Annotated in this window: 19 protein-coding genes; 13 read left to right on the forward strand and 6 right to left on the reverse strand. The window is 68.6% G+C overall.

The genetic code is table 11. The annotated features are described in order from the left end of the window. Positions 1-158: 158 nt before the first annotated feature. On the reverse strand, positions 159-776 hold the full coding sequence (locus AC1RRW_RS15810; RefSeq protein WP_492901728.1) for a glutathione S-transferase family protein: 618 nt from the start codon (positions 774-776) through the stop codon (positions 159-161). Between the two features lie 101 nt (positions 777-877). Then, complete coding sequence (locus AC1RRW_RS15815) at positions 878-2,179, reverse strand: DUF3422 family protein (protein WP_492901770.1); 1,302 nt, start codon at positions 2,177-2,179, stop codon at positions 878-880. A gap of 372 nt (positions 2,180-2,551) precedes the next feature. Here AC1RRW_RS15815 and AC1RRW_RS15820 point away from each other — a divergent pair, with 372 nt between their 5' ends. Continuing rightward, the gene (locus AC1RRW_RS15820; RefSeq protein WP_492901730.1) at positions 2,552-3,949 is read left to right on the forward strand and encodes a hypothetical protein; all 1,398 of its coding nucleotides are present in this window, start codon (positions 2,552-2,554) and stop codon (positions 3,947-3,949) included. A gap of 3 nt (positions 3,950-3,952) precedes the next feature. Here the strand turns inward: AC1RRW_RS15820 and AC1RRW_RS15825 are convergent, their stop codons facing one another. Then, the gene (locus AC1RRW_RS15825; RefSeq protein ID WP_492901732.1) at positions 3,953-4,675 is read right to left on the reverse strand and encodes a fused DSP-PTPase phosphatase/NAD kinase-like protein; all 723 of its coding nucleotides are present in this window, start codon (positions 4,673-4,675) and stop codon (positions 3,953-3,955) included. Between the two features lie 169 nt (positions 4,676-4,844). On the opposite strand from AC1RRW_RS15825, the gene ppa reads away from it, so the two are divergent. Continuing rightward, entirely contained in the window at positions 4,845-5,384 is a 540-nt protein-coding gene (gene ppa / locus AC1RRW_RS15830; protein WP_492901734.1) for an inorganic diphosphatase, read from the forward strand. 108 nt (positions 5,385-5,492) lie between these two features. Here the strand turns inward: ppa and AC1RRW_RS15835 are convergent, their stop codons facing one another. Next, entirely contained in the window at positions 5,493-6,368 is an 876-nt protein-coding gene (locus AC1RRW_RS15835; protein WP_492901736.1) for an HpcH/HpaI aldolase/citrate lyase family protein, read from the reverse strand. A gap of 95 nt (positions 6,369-6,463) precedes the next feature. Here AC1RRW_RS15835 and AC1RRW_RS15840 point away from each other — a divergent pair, with 95 nt between their 5' ends. The 7 genes from AC1RRW_RS15840 to AC1RRW_RS15870 all read left to right on the forward strand — a co-directional run bounded on the left by AC1RRW_RS15840 (position 6,464) and on the right by AC1RRW_RS15870 (position 13,188). After that, positions 6,464-8,176, forward strand: coding sequence for a serine/threonine dehydratase (locus AC1RRW_RS15840; protein WP_492901772.1), 1,713 nt, complete (start codon positions 6,464-6,466; stop codon positions 8,174-8,176). Between the two features lie 60 nt (positions 8,177-8,236). Next, entirely contained in the window at positions 8,237-9,301 is a 1,065-nt protein-coding gene (locus AC1RRW_RS15845) for a MaoC family dehydratase (protein ID WP_492901738.1), read from the forward strand. 96 nt (positions 9,302-9,397) lie between these two features. After that, a complete protein-coding gene (locus AC1RRW_RS15850; protein WP_492901739.1) occupies positions 9,398-9,862 on the forward strand; it encodes a DUF29 domain-containing protein in 465 nt (154 codons plus the stop codon). A 7-nt stretch (positions 9,863-9,869) separates the two neighbouring features. Continuing rightward, entirely contained in the window at positions 9,870-10,493 is a 624-nt protein-coding gene (locus AC1RRW_RS15855) for a hypothetical protein (RefSeq protein WP_492901741.1), read from the forward strand. A 124-nt stretch (positions 10,494-10,617) separates the two neighbouring features. Further along, positions 10,618-11,121: a hypothetical protein gene (locus AC1RRW_RS15860; protein ID WP_492901742.1), complete on the forward strand. Its 504-nt coding sequence runs from the start codon at positions 10,618-10,620 to the stop codon at positions 11,119-11,121. Between the two features lie 367 nt (positions 11,122-11,488). Then, entirely contained in the window at positions 11,489-12,415 is a 927-nt protein-coding gene (locus AC1RRW_RS15865) for an ABC transporter ATP-binding protein (RefSeq protein ID WP_492901744.1), read from the forward strand. Next, positions 12,412-13,188, forward strand: a complete 777-nt coding sequence (locus AC1RRW_RS15870) for an ABC transporter permease (protein ID WP_492901745.1) — start codon at positions 12,412-12,414, stop codon at positions 13,186-13,188. Before AC1RRW_RS15865 ends, AC1RRW_RS15870 begins: the two co-directional genes overlap by 4 nt. Here the strand turns inward: AC1RRW_RS15870 and AC1RRW_RS15875 are convergent. Both AC1RRW_RS15875 and AC1RRW_RS15880 read right to left on the reverse strand, forming a co-directional pair. Then, on the reverse strand, positions 13,185-13,994 hold the full coding sequence (locus tag AC1RRW_RS15875) for a phosphate/phosphite/phosphonate ABC transporter substrate-binding protein (protein ID WP_492901747.1): 810 nt from the start codon (positions 13,992-13,994) through the stop codon (positions 13,185-13,187). The two genes, AC1RRW_RS15870 and AC1RRW_RS15875, sit on opposite strands and share 4 nt — an antisense overlap. Next, positions 13,991-14,998 (reverse strand): ornithine cyclodeaminase family protein, encoded by a 1,008-nt coding sequence (locus tag AC1RRW_RS15880; RefSeq protein ID WP_492901749.1) that lies wholly within the window; start codon positions 14,996-14,998, stop codon positions 13,991-13,993. The genes AC1RRW_RS15875 and AC1RRW_RS15880 overlap by 4 nt, the downstream gene beginning before the upstream one ends. Before the next feature lie 144 nt (positions 14,999-15,142). Here AC1RRW_RS15880 and AC1RRW_RS15885 point away from each other — a divergent pair, with 144 nt between their 5' ends. From AC1RRW_RS15885 to AC1RRW_RS15900, 4 genes are all read left to right on the forward strand, one after another. Next, the gene (locus AC1RRW_RS15885) at positions 15,143-16,759 is read left to right on the forward strand and encodes a peptide chain release factor 3 (RefSeq protein WP_492901750.1); all 1,617 of its coding nucleotides are present in this window, start codon (positions 15,143-15,145) and stop codon (positions 16,757-16,759) included. 63 nt (positions 16,760-16,822) lie between these two features. Then, entirely contained in the window at positions 16,823-17,020 is a 198-nt protein-coding gene (locus tag AC1RRW_RS15890; RefSeq protein ID WP_492901752.1) for a type II toxin-antitoxin system VapB family antitoxin, read from the forward strand. Beyond that, on the forward strand, positions 17,017-17,391 hold the full coding sequence (locus AC1RRW_RS15895) for a type II toxin-antitoxin system VapC family toxin (protein ID WP_492901754.1): 375 nt from the start codon (positions 17,017-17,019) through the stop codon (positions 17,389-17,391). Before AC1RRW_RS15890 ends, AC1RRW_RS15895 begins: the two co-directional genes overlap by 4 nt. Before the next feature lie 81 nt (positions 17,392-17,472). After that, complete coding sequence (locus AC1RRW_RS15900) at positions 17,473-18,057, forward strand: glycoside hydrolase family 19 protein (RefSeq protein ID WP_492901756.1); 585 nt, start codon at positions 17,473-17,475, stop codon at positions 18,055-18,057. Positions 18,058-18,069 lie beyond the last annotated feature (12 nt).

Raw genomic sequence — 18,069 nt, forward strand, 5'->3', positions numbered from 1 at the left:
TGGCACTCTGCCCTATTCGCCCCGGCGGCGCTGCAACGCCAGGGTTGCGGGACAAGATGCCCGGGCGGGTATGCAGCCTGTCTGTCTGACTCGTCGCGACGGCTTACCACATCTCCCCGGCAAGGCGCAGGGTGTCGCGCCAACGACGGCACAACGCCTCACGCCGCCTGCCCATCTTCCGGCACACCGTCCTTCTCCAGGGCTCGCTGCAGCGCCGGGCGCGACATCACGCGGCCGAGATAAGCCTCGAAAACCGGCAGGCGCGGCAGCACGCCGAGGATGTTCATGCCGAAATGGATGCCGCTGCCGAGCTGCGTGTCGGCGGCGGTGAAGCGCTCGCCGGCGGCGTATGGCTTGTCTCCGAGCCGCCGTTCGAGATTGGCGACGGCGTCGCCGAACGCGCCGAAGGAAACCCCGCGCGGCTCATAAGCGACGCCGAGCGCCTTCGTCGCCAGCACGGGGTCGAGCACGGCGTCGGCATAGACCAGCGCGGTCAGATAGGCGGAACGGTCCGGATCGCCGATCGCGGGAGCGAGGCCGGCGTCGGGAAAGGCCTCGGCGAGATAGATGCAGATCGCGGCGCGTTCCGTGACGATCGTGCCGTCATGGACGATGGCCGGCACCTTCTTGTGCGGCTGGATCCTGCGGTAGTCCTCGGGCGCGCCGCCCTGCGAGCGGATGGCGACGGTCTTCATCTCATAGGGCTGGCCCAACTCCTCGAGCAGCCAGAGCACGCCGAAGGAGCGCGATTGCGGGGCGTGGTAGAAGGTCAGCATGAACATGTCTCCGGGACTGGGCTCGACCCTGTTTCTGTCAGGGCGATGGCAGGAGAGCTAGCCTTCGCTTGTGTCAGGATGCGGCAGGAGCATCGGTCGTTTCAGTCGGTGTGCTGGCCATGTCCGCGCCGGATCCGCCGGACGGCCGCCCAGACGCCGAGCAGCGCGAACGGCACGAAGATCGCGGTCGCGACGCCGGGTTCGAGCTTGAGCCAGCCCGAATCCTTCGCGCCCTTGGCGATGTAGCCGAACAGGCTGACGACGTAATAGCCGATCGCCGCGACCGAGAGCCCCTCGACCGTCTGCTGCAGGCGCAATTGCAGGCGGGTGCGGTCGTTCATCGCGGCGAGCAGGTCGCGGTTCTGCTGTTCAAGCGCGACGTCGACGCGGGTGCGCAGCAGATTGGCGGCGCGCGCCAGCTTGGTCGAGAGATCGGCCTGGCGCTCCTGCAGCATCTGGCAGGTGCGCATCGCCGGCGCCATCCGGCGCGCCAGGAAGGCGGCGATCGTCGGCCAGCCGGCATGCGCCTGCTCGCCGATGGCGAGCAGGCGCTGCTGCACGATGGTGTCGTAGGCGCGGCTCGCCCCGAAGCGGTAGTTCGAGGAGGCGGCCTCCGATTCGAGCCTGGCGGCCAGCGCCGTCATCTCGTCGAGCAGCGCGTGGTCGGCGGCGAGCCCGCCGGTCGCGGTCATGGTCGAGGCGATCCTGACCAGCGTCTCCTCGGTGCGGCGGACCGAGGGCGCGATGCGCTGCGATTCCGGCAGGCCGAGCAGCGCCAGCGTGCGGTAGGTCTCGATCTCGAGCAGGCGCTGCGCCAGCGCGCCGGCGCGCGGCGGCGTCAGGGCCCGGTCGAGCACGAGGATGCGGACGAAGCCGTCGGTCCCGGCGCGGAAATCCGTGGCCGCGATCGCGACCCCGCCATCGACCAGCGCGGCCGCCAGGCTCGACGCGTCGAAGAGCGCGTCGAGCGCGCTGGCGCCGTCCTCGGGCATAAGGTGCAGGTCGACCGCGACCAGATGCGGGCCGGGCTGCGGCAGGGCCCGCATGCCATGCGGCAGCAGGCCCGTCGCCGGCAGGAACGGCACAGCCTCGCTCGCCCGCAGCTCCCAGCTATAGGTCGTGAACTCGCTGTGCTGCTCCCAGCGCAGGCTGGCCTCGGCGAAGCGGGCGCGATGGTGCTTGGCGCCCTCCTGCGGAGCGGGCACGCCACGCTCGGCGCAGAAGCGCGCCAGCGCCGCGCGGTCCGCCGCGGCCTGGGCCGAATCGGTCAGGAAGGCGAAATGCAGGAACCGTCGCGGCGTCTCGACCGCCGCGAACGGCCTTGCATGGACCTCGCCGAGGACCGCGCCGCGCTCGGGATGGGGAATGAGCCCGCCTGCCTCAGCCTCGCCATTCTGGATCATGCCGTCGCGCGCCCCCGCGCCGGGTTCGACGCCGGCGCACGTCATGACAATGGCTTAAACGCCCGGCGACGGCCAGAGCCCCGCGGCGCCGCGGCGGCGACCGGGTCGGCGGCCGTCACGATCCGACACATGAATGCGAGCGGCCGCCTCATTCGCGCCACCTGAAGGACAGATCGATGTCCCATCCCGACGCTGTGATGAGGCGTGCCGGCGGTTCCTAACGCTTCGTTAACCACGCTGGCGCAACCTCTCCGTCACGGAGCCGCGTCCGGGTTTCACCATCCGGGTCCGCAGACGGCGCCGTCACGTGGCCGCGATCTTCGGGAGATCAGCGGCCACGCCTCGCCAGACATCCCGAGCTGGATTTGAGGCATGACGGCGCAACTCACCTTCGCACGGGCGGCCTTCGCGGCCGGGGCGCCGGCCGCGCCGCCGCCGCCGGTCGAAAAGGGCGGCGTCGAGCGAGCCGTGGCCCCAACGTGCGCCGTCGAGGAGATCGCCGTCGAGCCCTCGCCGGCCGCCCGCGCCGGCCTCGCCGCCGGGCTGACGCTGGCGCTGCGCTTCGTCCAGGCGCGCTTCCTCTCGGTCTGGGGCCTGCTCGTCGCCGCCGCCCTGTGTCCGGCGCAGGTCTTCGCCGATTTCGCGCTCTACGCGGCGCTGGCCAATTTCGTCGCGATCGCGGCGCTGCTGCGCTTCGAGGCGGTGTTCTTCCAGAACAGCGATCGCGAGCGGCTCGGGCGCGCCTTCCGGCTCGCGGTCGCGGCGGGCTCGGCCTTCATCTGCGTCGTGACGCTTCTCGTCGTCGTCGCGGTCGCCGCCGACTGGGTCGTCGCGGCCTTCGGCGCGCTCTTTCTCGTCTCGCTGGCGGGCCGGGCCGTGATCCGGCTGCTGACCTCGGAGGCGACGGCCGAGGGCGATTTCGCCACGATCGGCAACAGCAACATCGTCCAGGCGCTGGTGCAGCCCGGCATGATGATCCTGCTGATCTGGCCGCTCGGCGCGACCTCGCTGGCGCTCTTCGCCGCCGACGCGATCGGCCATGTCGTCGCCGCCTTCTATCTGCTCTGGCGCCGGCGCGGGGCCTTGGCGCGGCTGGTGCGCCCCGCCGCCTGGTCGCGGCCGGAGCTGCGCGAATCGGCCAGCCGCTGGCGCGCGGCGCCGCGTTTCCTGCTGCCCTCGGCGCTGCTCTCCTTCGGCTTCATGATCATCCCGCTGCTGGCGCTGCCGATGACCAGCAACGCCCTGCTCGCCGCCCATGTCGCGCTCGCCATGCGGCTGCTCGAGGTGCCGACGCAGATGTTCGCCGCCGTCTCGGTGCCGCTGGTGCTGTCGAGCCTGCGGGCGCGCGCGGGCCGGGGCCGGCAGCAATGGGTCCGCTTCGTGACCCTGTGTCTGTTCGTGGCGGCGGCCGGCCTGTTCGCGGCGATCGCCTTCGCGGCGATGGGCGCCGACGTCATGCTCGACGGCACGCAATGGGCGGGCATCGGCGAGGTCGTCGCGATCATGGCGCTGTTCTATGGCGGCATCGCCCTGGTCGCGCCGCTGCACGAGATCGCCTCGCTCTCGCGCCATCCGCGCCGGCAGGTCGCCACCAACGCGCTGGCGCTGGTCGCGGCCGGCATCGTGATGCTCTGGTTCGGCACGCTCTCGCTGGCGCTGCTCTGCGCCATCGGCATCGTCTCGCTCGGCCGGATGGTCGCCCATGTCCAGTTCGCCTGGACGCGGCTCGGCATCGACGCGATCGGGCCCGCGCCGGCGCTGCGGAGCTGAGACCTATTCGCGCCGGATGATCCGGTCGGCCAGGAGCGAGGACAGGAACCCCGGCTTGAACTCGCGCTCCAGCCGCTCGGGGTCGTAATCGCTCGCGACCCAGTCGAGGAAGGCCTTGCCCTTGCTCAGCCCCTCGCGGCGATAGGCCTCGAAGAAGGCGTCGAGGATGCCGGTCTTGGCGAAGCGGAAATGACCGTAGCGCAGCGAGAGCTGCTTTGCCGCCTCGTCGAGCGGCCGGTTCTCGTGGATCAGCAGATAGAGCGCCGCGAAGAAGCCGGCCCGGTCGGCGCCCGACTTGCAGTGCACCAGCGCGGGCTCCTCCAGCGAGGCGAAGAAGGCCTTCGCGCCGAGGATCGTCTCGCGGTCCGGCGCGCCGCGCGAGCGCAGCACGAAATCGACCAGCGTGATGCCGTGGCGCTCGCAGGCCTCGCGCTGCAGCGGCCAGGAGCCGTGCTCGCGCCCGCCGCGCAGGTTGACGATCGTCTTCAGGCCCTGGCGCGCGAAGGCGGCGATCTGCGTCGGCGCGGGCTGGGCCGCCCGCCACAAGGCCGGCGTGACGCGATGGGCGTTGAGATAGACCATGCGGAAGACGCCATGGTCGACCAGCAGCATGTTGGCCCAGGCGCGCAGGCGGTCGATGCCGCCACCGAGCGGCCGGTCCCAGCGCGCGATCCGGGCCATGCGGCGCGCATAGCGTTCCTCGTCGGGGCGCAGGCGGTTCAGCATGGGGCGGACCCGCAAGCGGGGCAGGACGGGCGGTTCATGACCAGCGCGATACCAGCGCGGGCCGCGGCAGGCAAATTCCGGGACAGGCCGGCATAAGGTCGGGCTTGGCCTTTTGCCGCCTATCGCGCATAAGGCGCGCCGGATTTCCGCTTTCCCACAGGTCAAGACCATGCGCCTCGACGCGATCTCCATCGGCAAGAACCCGCCCGACGAAGTCAACGTCGTCATCGAGGTCGCCATCGGCGGCGAGCCGATCAAATACGAGATGGACAAGGAAGCCGGCACGCTCTTCGTCGACCGCTTCCTCTATACGCCGATGCGCTATCCGGGGAATTACGGCTTCATCCCGCATACGCTCTCGGAGGATGGCGACCCCTGCGACGTGCTCGTCGCCAACACAAGGCCGCTGATCCCCGGCTCCTACATCGCGGTCCGCCCGATCGGCGTGATGATGATGGAGGACGAGGCCGGCGGCGACGAGAAGATCATCGCAGTGCCCGTGCCGAAGCTGACCAAGCGCTACGAGAACGTGCACAACTATACCGACCTGCCGAAGATCACCCTCGACCAGATCCAGCACTTCTTCGAGCACTACAAGGATCTCGAACCCGGAAAATGGGTCAAGCTCACCGGCTGGGGCGACGCCGCCAAGGCCAAGCAGCTCATCGCCGAGGCGATCGAGCGGGCCAAGGCGGCGAAGCCCGGCTGAACCCATCGTCCGTCATGGTGGCTCTTGTGGCGACCATCCACGTCCTTGCTCGGCTCAAGGCGTGGTCAAAACGTGGATGCTCGGGACAAGCCCGAGCATGACGGGGAACTAACCTCCGATCGCCTCACTCAACGCCACCACCCGCCGCGCCATCTCGGCATGCAATCGCTCGACCATGCGGCCGTCGAGCTTGATCGCGCCCTTGCCGGCGTTCTCGGGCTGGTCGAAGGCGGCGATGATCGCCCGCGCCCGGGCAAGCTCGGCCTCGTCGGGCGCGAAGACGGCGTTGGCGACGGCGACCTGGGAGGGGTGGATCAGCGTCTTGCCGTCGAAGCCGAGGTCGCGGCCCTGCCCGCACTCGGCCTGGAAGCCGGCCTCGTCCCCGATGTCGTTGTAGACGCCGTCGAGGATGTCGATGCCGTGGGCGCGGGCCGCGAGGATCGCGCTCGTCAGCCAGGGCAGCATCGGCGCGCGGCCGGGGACGAAGCGGGCCCGCGTCTCCCTGGCGAGGTCGTTGGCGCCCATCACGAAACAGGCGAGCCGGCTCGTCGGGGCCCGCGCGGCCCGTGCGATCCTCTCGACGTCGAGGATAGCGAGCGGGGTCTCGATCATCGCCCAGATCGCGATCGCCGGATCGGCCCAGCGGCTGGTCAGCGTGTGGCCGATCTCGATCAGCGTCTCGGGCGCCGACACCTTCGGGATCAGAATGGCGTCCGGTTTTGCGTCGGCCGCCGCCGCGAGGTCGGCCGCGAACCAGGGCGTCTCGATGCCGTTGACGCGGATGACCAGTTCGCGCCGGCCGTAGCCGCCGGCCCTGACCGCGGCGCAGACTTGGCTACGCGACATCTCCTTGGCGTCGGGCGCGACCGCGTCCTCCAGATCGAGGATCAGCGCGTCGGCCGCGATCTCGCGGGCCTTTTCGAGCGCGCGGGCGTTCGAGCCCGGCATGTAGAGCACGCTGCGGCGCGGGCGGATCGGGGTCATGGCGTCTCTCCTGACGGCTCTTCGCTGCACTGCACACTAGACGCGGCCGCGATGCAACGTCAGTGCTGCGAAAGACGGATGACGGAGGCGTGACGATGGGCTGGGTCGCGGGCGTCGACGGGTGCAAGGCGGGCTGGATCGCCGCTCTGATGCCGCTGGCTGGCGACGCAGCGCCGCGCTTCGTCGTCGCGAGAAGGCTGGCGGACCTGCTCGACGGGCCGGATGCGCCGCGGATCGTCGCCGTCGACATGCCGATCGGCCTGCCCGAGCGCGTCGCGGGGTCTGGACGCGGACCGGAACAACTGGTCAGGCCGCTGCTCGGCCAGCGCCAGTCCTCGGTCTTCGCGATCCCGGCACGCGCCGCCGTGGAGTCCGCCGGGTATGGCGAGGCCTGCCGGCTTGCGCTCGCCACCTCCGAGCCGCCGCGCATGGTCTCCAGGCAGGGCTTTCACCTGTTCCCGAAAATCCGCGAGATCGACGCGCTGCTGAGAGCCGAGCCCACCCTGCGCGACCGCGTCCATGAGGTGCACCCCGAGCTGGCCTTTGCGACCATGCGGGGTGCGCCACTGCTGCATCCCAAGAAGATCAAGGGCGCGATCAACCCCGCCGGCATGGCGGAACGCGGGGCACTGCTGATCACGTCCGGTCTCCCTGCGGAGACCGTGAACGAACGACCGCCCAAAGGCGCGGCCGCCGACGACGCGCTCGACGCCCTCGCCGCGCTGGTCGTCGCCCGGCACATCGCCGCCGGGCGTGGCAGGCCCTTCCCCGATCCGCCGGGACGCGATAGCCACGGCATCCCCATCGCGATCTGGACCTTTGTGCCGGAGCGCGCGCCCGCCAAGGACATCGCCATGACCGACCGCCCCGTTCCCCGCCCGATGATCGAGGTTGCGGCCGCGCGCATCGCCGGGCATGCCCGCGTCACGCCGGCGATGCGGTTGGGAACCGGCGCGTTCGGCAGCGCCGCCGACATCTCGCTGAAGCTCGAATGCCTTCAGCATGCCGGCTCGTTCAAGACGCGCGGCGCCTTCAACAACCTGCTCTCGCTGCCAGTGCCGGCGGCCGGCGTCTCGGCAGCGTCCGGCGGCAATCACGGCGCGGCCGTTGCCTATGCCGCCCGCGAGCGCGGCGTGAAGGCGACGATCTTCGTCCCCGAAATCTCGCCCGCGGCCAAGATCGAGGCGATCAGGCGCTTCGGGGCCGATGTCCGGATCGGCGGCGCGCAATATGACGACGCCCAGGCCGCCTGCGACGCCTTCGTCGCCGAGACCGGCGCGCTGAAGGTCCACCCCTTCGCGGCCAAGGAGACCATCGCCGGCCAGGGCACGCTCGGGCGCGAATGGGATCTGCAGGAACCGGACCTCGACACCGTGCTGGTCGCGGTCGGCGGCGGCGGGCTGATCTCCGGCATCGCCGCCTGGTTCGCGGGCTCGAAGGTCAGGGTCGTCGGCGTCGAGCCTTCGGGCTCGCGCGCCCTGCAGGCGGCGCTGGAGGCGAAAGGCCCGGTCGAGGTCGAGGTCGCCTCGGTCGCGGCCGATTCGCTCGGCGCGCGCAATGTCGGCCCGCTGGTCCACGAGGTCTGCAAGGACGCCGTCGACCATGTCGCCCTGGTCGAGGACGAGTGGATCACCAGGGCGCAGGGCGTGCTCTGGCGCGATTTCCGGCTCGCGGTCGAGCCCGGCGGCGCGGCTGCCTTGGGAGCGCTTCTGTCGGGAGCCTACGTGCCGGCGAAGGGCGAGCGTCTCGGCGTGCTGGTCTGCGGAGCGAATGTTGATCTCGGCAAGCTGGCCGCGATTGTCGGCTGAGGACTGGACGCCGCCGCGCGCCGCTGCGCACACTCCCGGCGCGCAACCGAGCCAGAGCCCATGTCCGAGCCGACGCCAAAGACCAGTCCCGGCCGCTTCTTCGAGGATTTCCGCCTCGGCGAGACCATCGTGCATTCGCCGCCGCGCACGGTCCGGGCCGGCGACGCCTCGCTCTACAGCGCGCTCTACGGGCCGCGTTTCGCCGTGCAGGCGTCGGACGCCTTCGCCAAGGCGATCGGCTATCGCGACGCGCCGGTCGACGACCTGCTCGTCTTCCACATCATTTTCGGCAAGACCGTGCCGGACATCTCGCTGAACGCCGTCGCCAATCTGGGCTATGCCGATGGCCGCTTCCTGAAGCCTGTCCATGCCGGCGACACGCTGGCGACGACGTCGGAGGTAATCGGGCTGAAGCAGACCTCGGCCGGGGACGCCGGCATCGTCTATGTCCGCTCGATCGGCCGCAACCAGGACGCCGAGATCGTGCTGAGCTATGCCCGCTGGGTCCTGGTGCGCAAGCGCCAGCCCGGCACGCCGGCCCATGCCGAGCAGGTGCCGGATCTGCCCAAGGCCGTGCTGCCGGAGGAACTCGGCCAGGGCTGCCCGCAAATCGAGCTCTCGGCCTATGACGACGCGCTCGCCGGCTCGCCCTTCCGCTGGGGCGACTATGCCGTCGGCGAGAAGATCGACCATGTCGACGGCATGACCGTCGAGGAGGCGGAGCACCAGATCGCGACGCGGCTCTACCACAACACGGCGAGGGTGCATTTCGACGCCTGGTCGGCGCGCGAAAGCCGCTTCGGCAAGAGGCTGATCTATGGCGGCCACGTCATCAGCCTGGCGCGGGCGCTCTCCTTCAACGGGCTCGGCAACGCCTTCCACATCGCCGCGATCAATGGCGGCCGGCACGTCTCGCCGCTCTTCGCCGGCGACACCGTCTTCGCCTGGAGCGAGGTGCTGGAAGCGGCCGAACTGCCCGGCCGCAGCGATGTCGGCGCGCTGCGCCTGCGCCTCGTCGCGACCAAGAACCGGCCCTGCGGCGAGTTCCCGTTCCAGCACGATGGCGGCCATTACGACGACGGCGTCATCCTCGATTTCGACTACTGGGCGTTGCTGCCGAGGTGATGCCGCGGCCAGGTCAAGCAACCGGATGCAAATCGGCGAGCAAGTTGGAAGATCGCCCAATATCGACTAATCTGCCGAGGCAGCAGGAGCGCATCGATGGGTAACGGCAAGGTTAAGCCGCTCTACAACCCGGCCACCGACATTGAAGACGATCTTTACCTCTGGTGTTACGAGCAGGCGGAGTTGCTCCGCCATCGTCGCTTCGGTGAACTCGACCTGCCCAACCTGATCGAGGAGTTGGAGAGCATTGCGCGCAAGGACAAGCATGCCCTGACCTCGGCTTATCGCGTCCTTATGCAACACCTGCTGAAGTGGCAGTTCCAGCCGCAGCTGCGCAGTGCTTCCTGGGAGATCACGATCAGGGCGCAACGACGTGAGATCGAAACGCTCGAGGAGCAGAATCCTTCGCTCGCTGCGAAAGTCGATGATCTTCTCTTGCCGGCTTACGAGAGAGCTCGCCAGGATGCGATCGCGGAAACGCGCCTCCCTCATTCGCTTTTTCCTGAGACCCGCCGCTACGCTATTGGCGACATAAGGAATTTCGACTGGCTGCCCGACTAGCCCGCCCATGTCCCTGCCCAACCGCGTCGCGCCCGACGGCAGCCTGTTCGCCCACCCGGCGCGCGGCATCCTGTTCGGCAATCGCGGCGGGCGCTTCCATGATCCGGCGACGCGGGCGCCGCCAAGGCGGACCCATGCCAGCCGGCAATGGATCTGCTGCGTGCTCGAATTCAAGGGCCGGCGGCGAGCCGTCTGGGGCAGGTTCTATACCGAGCTGTTCTTCTGCGACGAGGTCACCGCGCTCGCCGCCGGTCACCGCCCCTGCGTCGAATGCCGCCGGGCGGAAGCGCACGCCTACCGCGCCGCGCTGATGCAGGGTCTCGGGTTCGGCGGGACGCCGCTCTTTCCCGAGATCGACCGGCTGCTCGACGGCGAGCGCCGCGACGGGCGGGCCAAGCGCTTCCACGAACTGCCGGCCGAGAGCCTGCCCGACGGCGCGGTGATCGCGCGGGACGATGGCTTCCTCGCGCTCAGGGGCGGCGCGGCGCTGCTCTGGTCGCCCGCCGGTTATGCGATGAGGCTCGCCCGCCCCTCCGGCCTCGTCCGGGTCGTGACCCCGCCGGCCTCGCTGGCCGCGCTTGCGAACGGCTATCGACCGCTCTGGCACCCCTCGGTCACAGCCTTCGCCTGATTTGCCGGAGTCGTCGCTTGCGGGCGTCATGGGCGCGGCGCATCGTGCCGCGACGACGGGAGCAAGGCGATAAGGCCGGCCGGCGGCGTCATGACATCCAGTGTCCTTGGATCGGGGGAAGACCATGTTGCGGACCATTCTCGTCGCGCTCGCCATCGCGCTGGGCGCAAGCATGCCGATATCAAAACCCGCGCTCGCCGGGCCGCTCCCGATCACCGGCGCCGATCCCGTCGCGATCGTGACGATCCCCGACGACTGGCCGGACTCCAAGGTCGCACGCGGCATCCAGTTCAAGACGCCGGACGAAGAGGTCTATGTCTGGTTCGAGCTGATCGCGCCGGGCGAGATCGATACGGTGCAGAAGGAGCACGACAGCTATTTCGACAGGGAGGGCGTCAAGATCACCGGCGCGTCGGAGACCACCAAGCAGGAGATCAACGGCCGGTCATGGTCCTTCACCGAGCTGAAGGCGACGAGCAAGGACGGCCCCTCGATCATCCGCTATGTCGCGATCAACCCGAACGTCGCGGGCAAGATCATCCTGATGACCTACTGGGCCTCCGAGGACGGCCACAGGCAGTACGACGCGGCCATGACAAAAATCTTCAACAGCATCGCCTTCAAGTAAGCGGCGCGTGCCCCGTCCAGGGAACTTTCGCCGCCGCGACGGCGTTGCCCCCGCATCCTGATCCAACTGGGGGTTTGTCCATGCGTTCGATTGCTCTGTGGCTGCTCGGCGTGCCGATTCCGGTCATCATCCTGCTCTGGTTCTTCATGCGCTGAGCAGGCGCTTCGCGAGATGTCGGGACGGCCGGGTTTGCGACCCGGCCATCTCCGTTTCGGGACGACGCCGCCGTCGCCGGCATCGGCTTTCGGCCTCCTGACGCGACACGTCATGGCGGGCGGGCACGGAACCGCTCCACGCATGGCGGCTGCCCGCGGACAGATCGTCCGCCATCATCGAAATAGTCGACGCTTTCACCTATATGGCGGCCATGACCGCGATCATTTCCGTCTCCAATCTCTCCAAGACCTATGCCTCCGGCTTCCAGGCCCTCAAGGCCGTCGATCTCGAGATCCGCCGCGGCGAGATCTTCGCTCTGCTCGGGCCCAACGGCGCCGGCAAGACCACGCTGATCAGCATCATCTGCGGGCTGGTGACGCCGAGCACCGGCACGGTTCTGGCCGACGGCCACGACATCTCGCGCGACTACCGCGCGGCGCGCTCGGCGATCGGGCTCGTGCCGCAGGAGCTGACGACCGACGCCTTCGAGACCGTCTGGTCGACCGTCTCCTTCAGCCGCGGCCTCTTCGGCAAGGCGCGCAATCCGGCCCATATCGAGCAGGTGCTCAAGGACCTCTCGCTCTGGGACAAGCGCGACACCGAGATCCGCCGGCTGTCCGGCGGCATGAAGCGGCGCGTGCTGATCGCCAAGGCGCTGAGTCACGAGCCGCGCATCCTGTTCCTCGACGAGCCGACCGCCGGCGTCGATGTCGAGCTGCGCCAGGACATGTGGGAGATGGTGCGCAAGCTGCGCGAGGACGGCGTCACCATCATCCTGACCACGCACTACATCGAGGAGGCCGAGGAGATGGCCGACCGCGTCGGCGTGATCAGCAAGGGCGAGATCATCCTGGTCGAGGAGAAGAGCGAGCTGATGCGCAAGCTCGGCCGCAAGCAGCTGACCCTGTCGCTGCAGGAGCCGCTGACCGAAATTCCCTCCGCGCTCGCCGCTTTCGACCTGTCGCTGGCGGCCAACGGCTTGGAGCTCGTCTACAGCTACGACACCAAGGCCGAGCGCACCGGCATCACCGCGCTGCTGCAGGCCTTGAGCGAAAACGGCATCCGCTTCCGCGACCTCCAGACCAGCCAGAGTTCGCTGGAGGACATCTTCGTCAGCCTGGTGAGGAGCCGGTCATGAGCGCGGCTTTCATCAACTGGCATGCCATCGTCGCGATCTATCGCTTCGAGATGGCCCGCACCTGGCGCACCCCGATGCAGAGCATCCTCTCGCCGGTGATCTCGACCTCGCTCTATTTCGTCGTCTTCGGCGCGGCGATCGGCTCGCGCATGCAGTCGATCGACGGCGTGCCCTACGGCGCCTTCATCGTGCCCGGCCTGATCATGCTCTCGCTGCTGACGCAGAGCATCGCCAACGCCTCCTTCGCGATCTACTTTCCGAAGTTCACCGGCACGATCTACGAGCTGCTCTCGGCCCCCGTCGCATGGTGGGAGGCCGTGATCGCCTATGTCGGCGCGGCCGCTACGAAGTCGATCCTGCTCGGCCTGATCATCCTGGCGACCGCGACGCTCTTCGTGCCGCTGCGGATCGAGCATCCGTTCTTCATGCTGCTCTTCCTCGTGCTGACGGCGACGACCTTCAGCCTGTTCGGCTTCATCATCGGCATCTGGGCCGACGGTTTCGAGAAACTGCAGGTGGTGCCGCTCCTGATCGTGACGCCGCTCGCCTTTCTGGGCGGCTCGTTCTACTCGATCGAGATGCTGCCGCCTTTCTGGCGCGTGGTGACCCTGTTCAACCCTGTGGTCTATCTGATCAGCGGCTTCCGCTGGAGTTTTTACGGGGTCGCCGATGTCGGCGTCGGTGTCAGCCTCGGCATGACGATGGTCTTCCTGGCGGCGTGCATCGCCGCGATCGCCTGGATTTTCCGGACGGGGTATCGGCTGAAGAACTAGCCAGGCTGCCGGTAGCCGGCGGCGTCGGCCTGCCCGGCGGCGGCGAGGAGCGGCTGGTAGGTTTCCGCCTCGACCTCCGCGAAGCCATCCAACGCCAAAGCCGCTAGCAAAAACCGCCCCTCGTCATCGTCCGAGACATCCAGCAACGCCGTCCGCAAGCGCGCGACGATCGCCTCAGCGACCCCGGTCGACGCCACCAGCAGCGGCATCGGCGTCGGTTGCGTCGTCTCGACGACGCGCAGCCGCGCCGCCGTCTCCGGCTCATGCGCCAGCAGCAGGTCGTGCCAGTAGGAGTCCAACGGCCCGATATCAATCTCGCCGGCGAGCAGCGCGTCGACCACGCGCCGCGGCGTCGGCAGCGGTCCGATGCTGGCGGCGTAGAGCGGTTCGTCGCCACGGCGATGCGGCAGCAGATGCGAGCGCAGGGCGTTGAAGCCCGATTGCGAGTGCTCGACCGTCCAGCCGAGGCGATGACCGAAGCTCTGCTCCAGCGTCGCGATGGCGCTGTCGGCCCGGACGACCAGACGCGTGGCGTAACAGGGACGGCCGCCCGCGAGCGGCGACGAGGGGACGGGGGCGGCGACCGGCTGAACCGGAAAGCCCCCGGTCGCGAAGGGATAGCCGCAGATGAAGGCGAGCCCGAGACCGGCGCGGGTCCAGAGGTCTTCCAGCGGAGCCGGCGCGACGTGAGGGATGACGGTCAGCGGAACGCGCGTCAGCCGCGACACCCGCTCGAACAAAGCCTCCCACGCCGCGGCGACAGTCGGGTTGACCGCATACATCCGCGCATTGGCGATCAGGCTCACGCGTAGCGCAGCCGCTGGCCGAGGCCCATCGCCTTCGCCTTGGCCAGCATGACGTCGCCGAGCGCGATGTCCGAGAGCGACAGGCCGCGATGCCAGAACAGAATTGTCTCGTCCTCGCGCTCGCGGCCGGGTTTCAGCCCCGCGACGATCTCGCCCATCTCGGCATGGAGCGTCTGCTCGGAGAGCTTGCCGGCCTCGACATGGGCGCGCAGCGAGCCGAACTGGCCGCCCTTGCACTGGCCCCAGTCGTCGACCACGAGCTTGCTCATGATGTCGGTCAGCGAGAGCTCGACCGCGCTCATCGTGCCATAGGGCACGACGAAGGCGCCAGGCTTGATCCACTCCGTCCTGAGCATCGGCTCCGGCGCATCGAGCCGCGAGGCCTCGACGACGATGTCGGCGCCCTCGACGCATGAGCGCCAGTCCTCGGTCACCGTCACCGGCTTGCCGAGATCGGCCGAGAGTTTCGCGCCAAAGGCGTCACGGCTTTCCTTGCGGCGGGAATGGACGCGGATCTCGTCGAAATCGAACAGCGAATCGAGCAGGCGGACGTTCCAGTAGGCGGTGCCGCGCGCCCCGACATGGCCCAAAATCTTCGAGTTTTTCCGAGCGAGATACTTGGCCCCGATCGCGGTGATCGCGCCGGTGCGCATGTCGGTGAGATGGCTGCCGTCGACGATAGCGGTCGGCACGCCGGTCGCCGGATCGAGCATCAGCAGGAGGCCCATTTCGGAAGGCAGGCCGAGCTTGTAGTTGTCGACGAAGTCGCCGATCACCTTGACGCCGGCCCGGTTCATCGGCGCGCGAAAGGCCCCGCGCAGCACGTTGAAATGGCCGTTGGCGGCCTTCGGCATCAGATGCATGCGCGGCTCGATCACGCTCTCGCCCCGGCCCTGCGCCGCCAGCCCCGCCTCGACGGCGTTGATGATCTCGGCATCGGTCAGGTTCAGCGCCGCGACGTCGAGCGCGTTGAGGAAGTCGATATAGAGCGGATCATGGGACAAAGGCGATCTCGTTACGGTCGGGACGGCGATGATGGCGAGAGTGGACGGCTCGGCGGGCCCGCGCAAGGACGGTGGGCGAGCCTCGCGGTTGCGCGGCGCGCGGGCGCGATTGACTTCGCCGGGCGCATCCTGTCTTCAACCGGCATGACCGACACCTCGACCATCGACCGCGCGGACGCGGCTCCGCATGCGCGCCGGCGCACCTTCGCGATCATCTCGCATCCCGACGCCGGCAAGACCACGCTGACCGAAAAGCTGCTCTATTTCGGCGGCGCGATCCAGCTCGCCGGCGAGGTGCGCGCCAAGGCCGGCCGCCGCCAGACCTCGTCCGACTGGATGAAGATCGAGCGCCAGCGCGGCATCTCGGTCGTCACCTCGGTGATGACCTTCGAATATGACGGCCACGTCTTCAACCTGCTCGACACGCCGGGCCACGAGGACTTTTCCGAGGACACCTACCGCACGCTGACGGCGGTCGATTCCGCCGTGATGGTGATCGACGCGGCGAAAGGCATCGAGGCGCGCACCAAGAAGCTGTTCGAGGTCTGCCGCCTGCGCGACATCCCGATCGTCACCTTCATCAACAAGGTCGACCGCGAGACGCGCGACCCCTTCGAGCTGATCGCCGAGATCGAGAACACGCTGGCGCTGGACGTAGCCCCGATGACTTGGCCGGTCGGGCGCGGGCGCGAATTCGTCGGCACCTACGACCTCAAGGCCAACACCTTCCGCCGCAACCAGAAGGGCGACGAGAGCGCGCAGGACCAGACGGTCTCCGGCTTGGACGATCCGCTCTTCGACGAGCTCCTGCCGCATGGCGGGGCGCAAGCCTGGCGCGAGGAGGTGTTTCTCGCGGCCGAGGGCCTGAAGCCGTTCGACATGCAGTCCTTTCTCGAGGGCCACATGACGCCGCTCTATTTCGGCGCGGCGCTGCGCGACTACGGCGTGCGCGACCTGATCGATGCGCTGGGAGCGCTCGCGCCGAGCCCGCGTGCGCAGATCGCCGACAAGCGGGCGATCCAGGCGGGCGAACCCAAGATGACCGGCTTCGTCTTCAAGATCCAGGCGAACATGGACCCCAACCACCGCGACCGCATCGCCTTCATGCGGGTCTGCTCGGGCAAGCTCTCGCGCGGCATGAAGGCGAGGCTGGTGCGCACCGCCAAGCCGATGCCGCTGAACGCGCCGCAATTCTTCTTCGCGCGCGATCGCTCGATCGCCGAGGAGGCCTTTGCCGGCGACATCGTCGGCCTGCCGAACCACGGCACGCTCAGGATCGGCGACACCCTGACCGAGGGCGAGGACATCGTCTTCAAGGGCGTGCCCTCCTTCGCGCCGGAAATCCTGCGCCGGGTCAAGCTCAAGGACGCGATGAAGGCCAAGAAGCTGCGCGAGGCGTTGCAGCAGATGGCGGAAGAGGGCGTCGTCCAGCTCTTCCTGCCCCATGACGGCGCGCCGGCGATCGTCGGCGTCGTCGGCGCGCTGCAGCTCGACGTGCTGAAGGAGCGGATGGAGGCGGAGTATTCGCTGCCCGTCGATTTCGAGCCCTGCCAGTTCTCGATCGCGCGCTGGGTCTCGTCCGACGACAAGGCAGCGCTGCGGAAGTTCGTGGGCCTGAAGCCGTCCGCCATGGCCGACGATCTCGACGGCGACCCGGTCTTCATGGCGTCGTCTCAGTTCACGCTGAAATACGACGCGGAGCGGGCTCCGGAGGTGAGCTTTTCCGACGTGAAGGATTATCAGAAGGTGGCGGGTGGATGAGTTGCCAGGTGAGCTCAGGCATGGATTTCAGTATCATCCGATGCCTCCGCAGGAGCGCAGGCCATGAGAACGACGGTCACTCTCGACGATGAATTGATTGCGCAGGCTCAGGCCTATACCGGGCTGAAGGAGAAATCGGCGCTTCTTCGCGAGGCGCTGAAGGCGCTGATCCATCAGGAAACCACGCGCCGACTGATCAAGTTGGGTGGTTCCGACCCCCACGCAACGGCAGCGCCCCGTCGACGCAGCGACGCTGCGTGATCGTCGTCGACGCGTCGATCTGGATCGACCATTTCCGAAGCGCTGACCCGCGCCTCAGCGAAGCCATGACCCGAAAGCAGACGCTGATGCATCCGTTCGTGATCGGTGAAATCGCGCTGGGTTCGATCGGCCAGCGTCAGTCCGTCATTCTGATGTTGAGAGGGCAGCATAAGGCCCCGATCGCGACGCATGACGAAGTGCTCGACCTGATCGAGCGCGAACGACTTCATGGTTTAGGCATCGGCTATGTCGATGCCCATCTGCCAGCTTCGGCGAAGCTGGCCAACGCAACGCTCTGGACCCGCGACAAGCGGCTCGACCTGGCCGCCGATCCTCTCGGAATCCGGGCCGGGATCGAACGCAGGCACTGAGCCCGGGGATGGCCTTACGCTCAATCCCCCTGCACTGAAACGGCCTCATCATGGCGCTGTCCTCACCGGGAGAGCGCCACCATGTCCATGCAGGGTTCGACGATCGCGGCCGTGCCGCCGCCAGCGCCGCTTCGACTGTCCCCGCTGGCCGTCACGGCGGAACGACTGCGCCGGCTCGTTCCATCGGGCAAGCCCGAGATCATCGCCGGCGTCGCGGCCGGGTTCGACGGGCTCGCGGCAACCGCCGGCGCGACGACACGGCTCCGCATCTGCCACTTTCTGGCGCAGGCGGCGCATGAGACCGATCGCTTCCGCACGCTCGAGGAGTATGGCGGCCCGGCCTATTTCGCGCGCTATGAGGGCCGCCGCGATCTCGGCAACGCGCAGGCCGGCGACGGCGCGCGCTTTCATGGCCGCGGCATCTTCCAGCTCACCGGCCGGTCGAACTACCGCCGCTTCGGCGCGCTGGTCGGCGTCGATCTGGAGCGCGAGCCGGAGCGGGCGAAGGAACCGGAGATTTCGCTCCGCGTCGCCCTCGCCTATTGGCGCGAGCGCGGCTGCGACGCGGCGGCCGACGCCGACGACGTCGTGCGCGTGACGAAGCTGGAGACCCGCAAGAACCTACCGTGCTGGGCGGTTTCGTGGTTCACTGGCCCATCGGCGTGATCGGTGGGCTGG

Source organism: Allobosea sp. GW821-FHT12C12 (genome assembly GCF_058807355.1).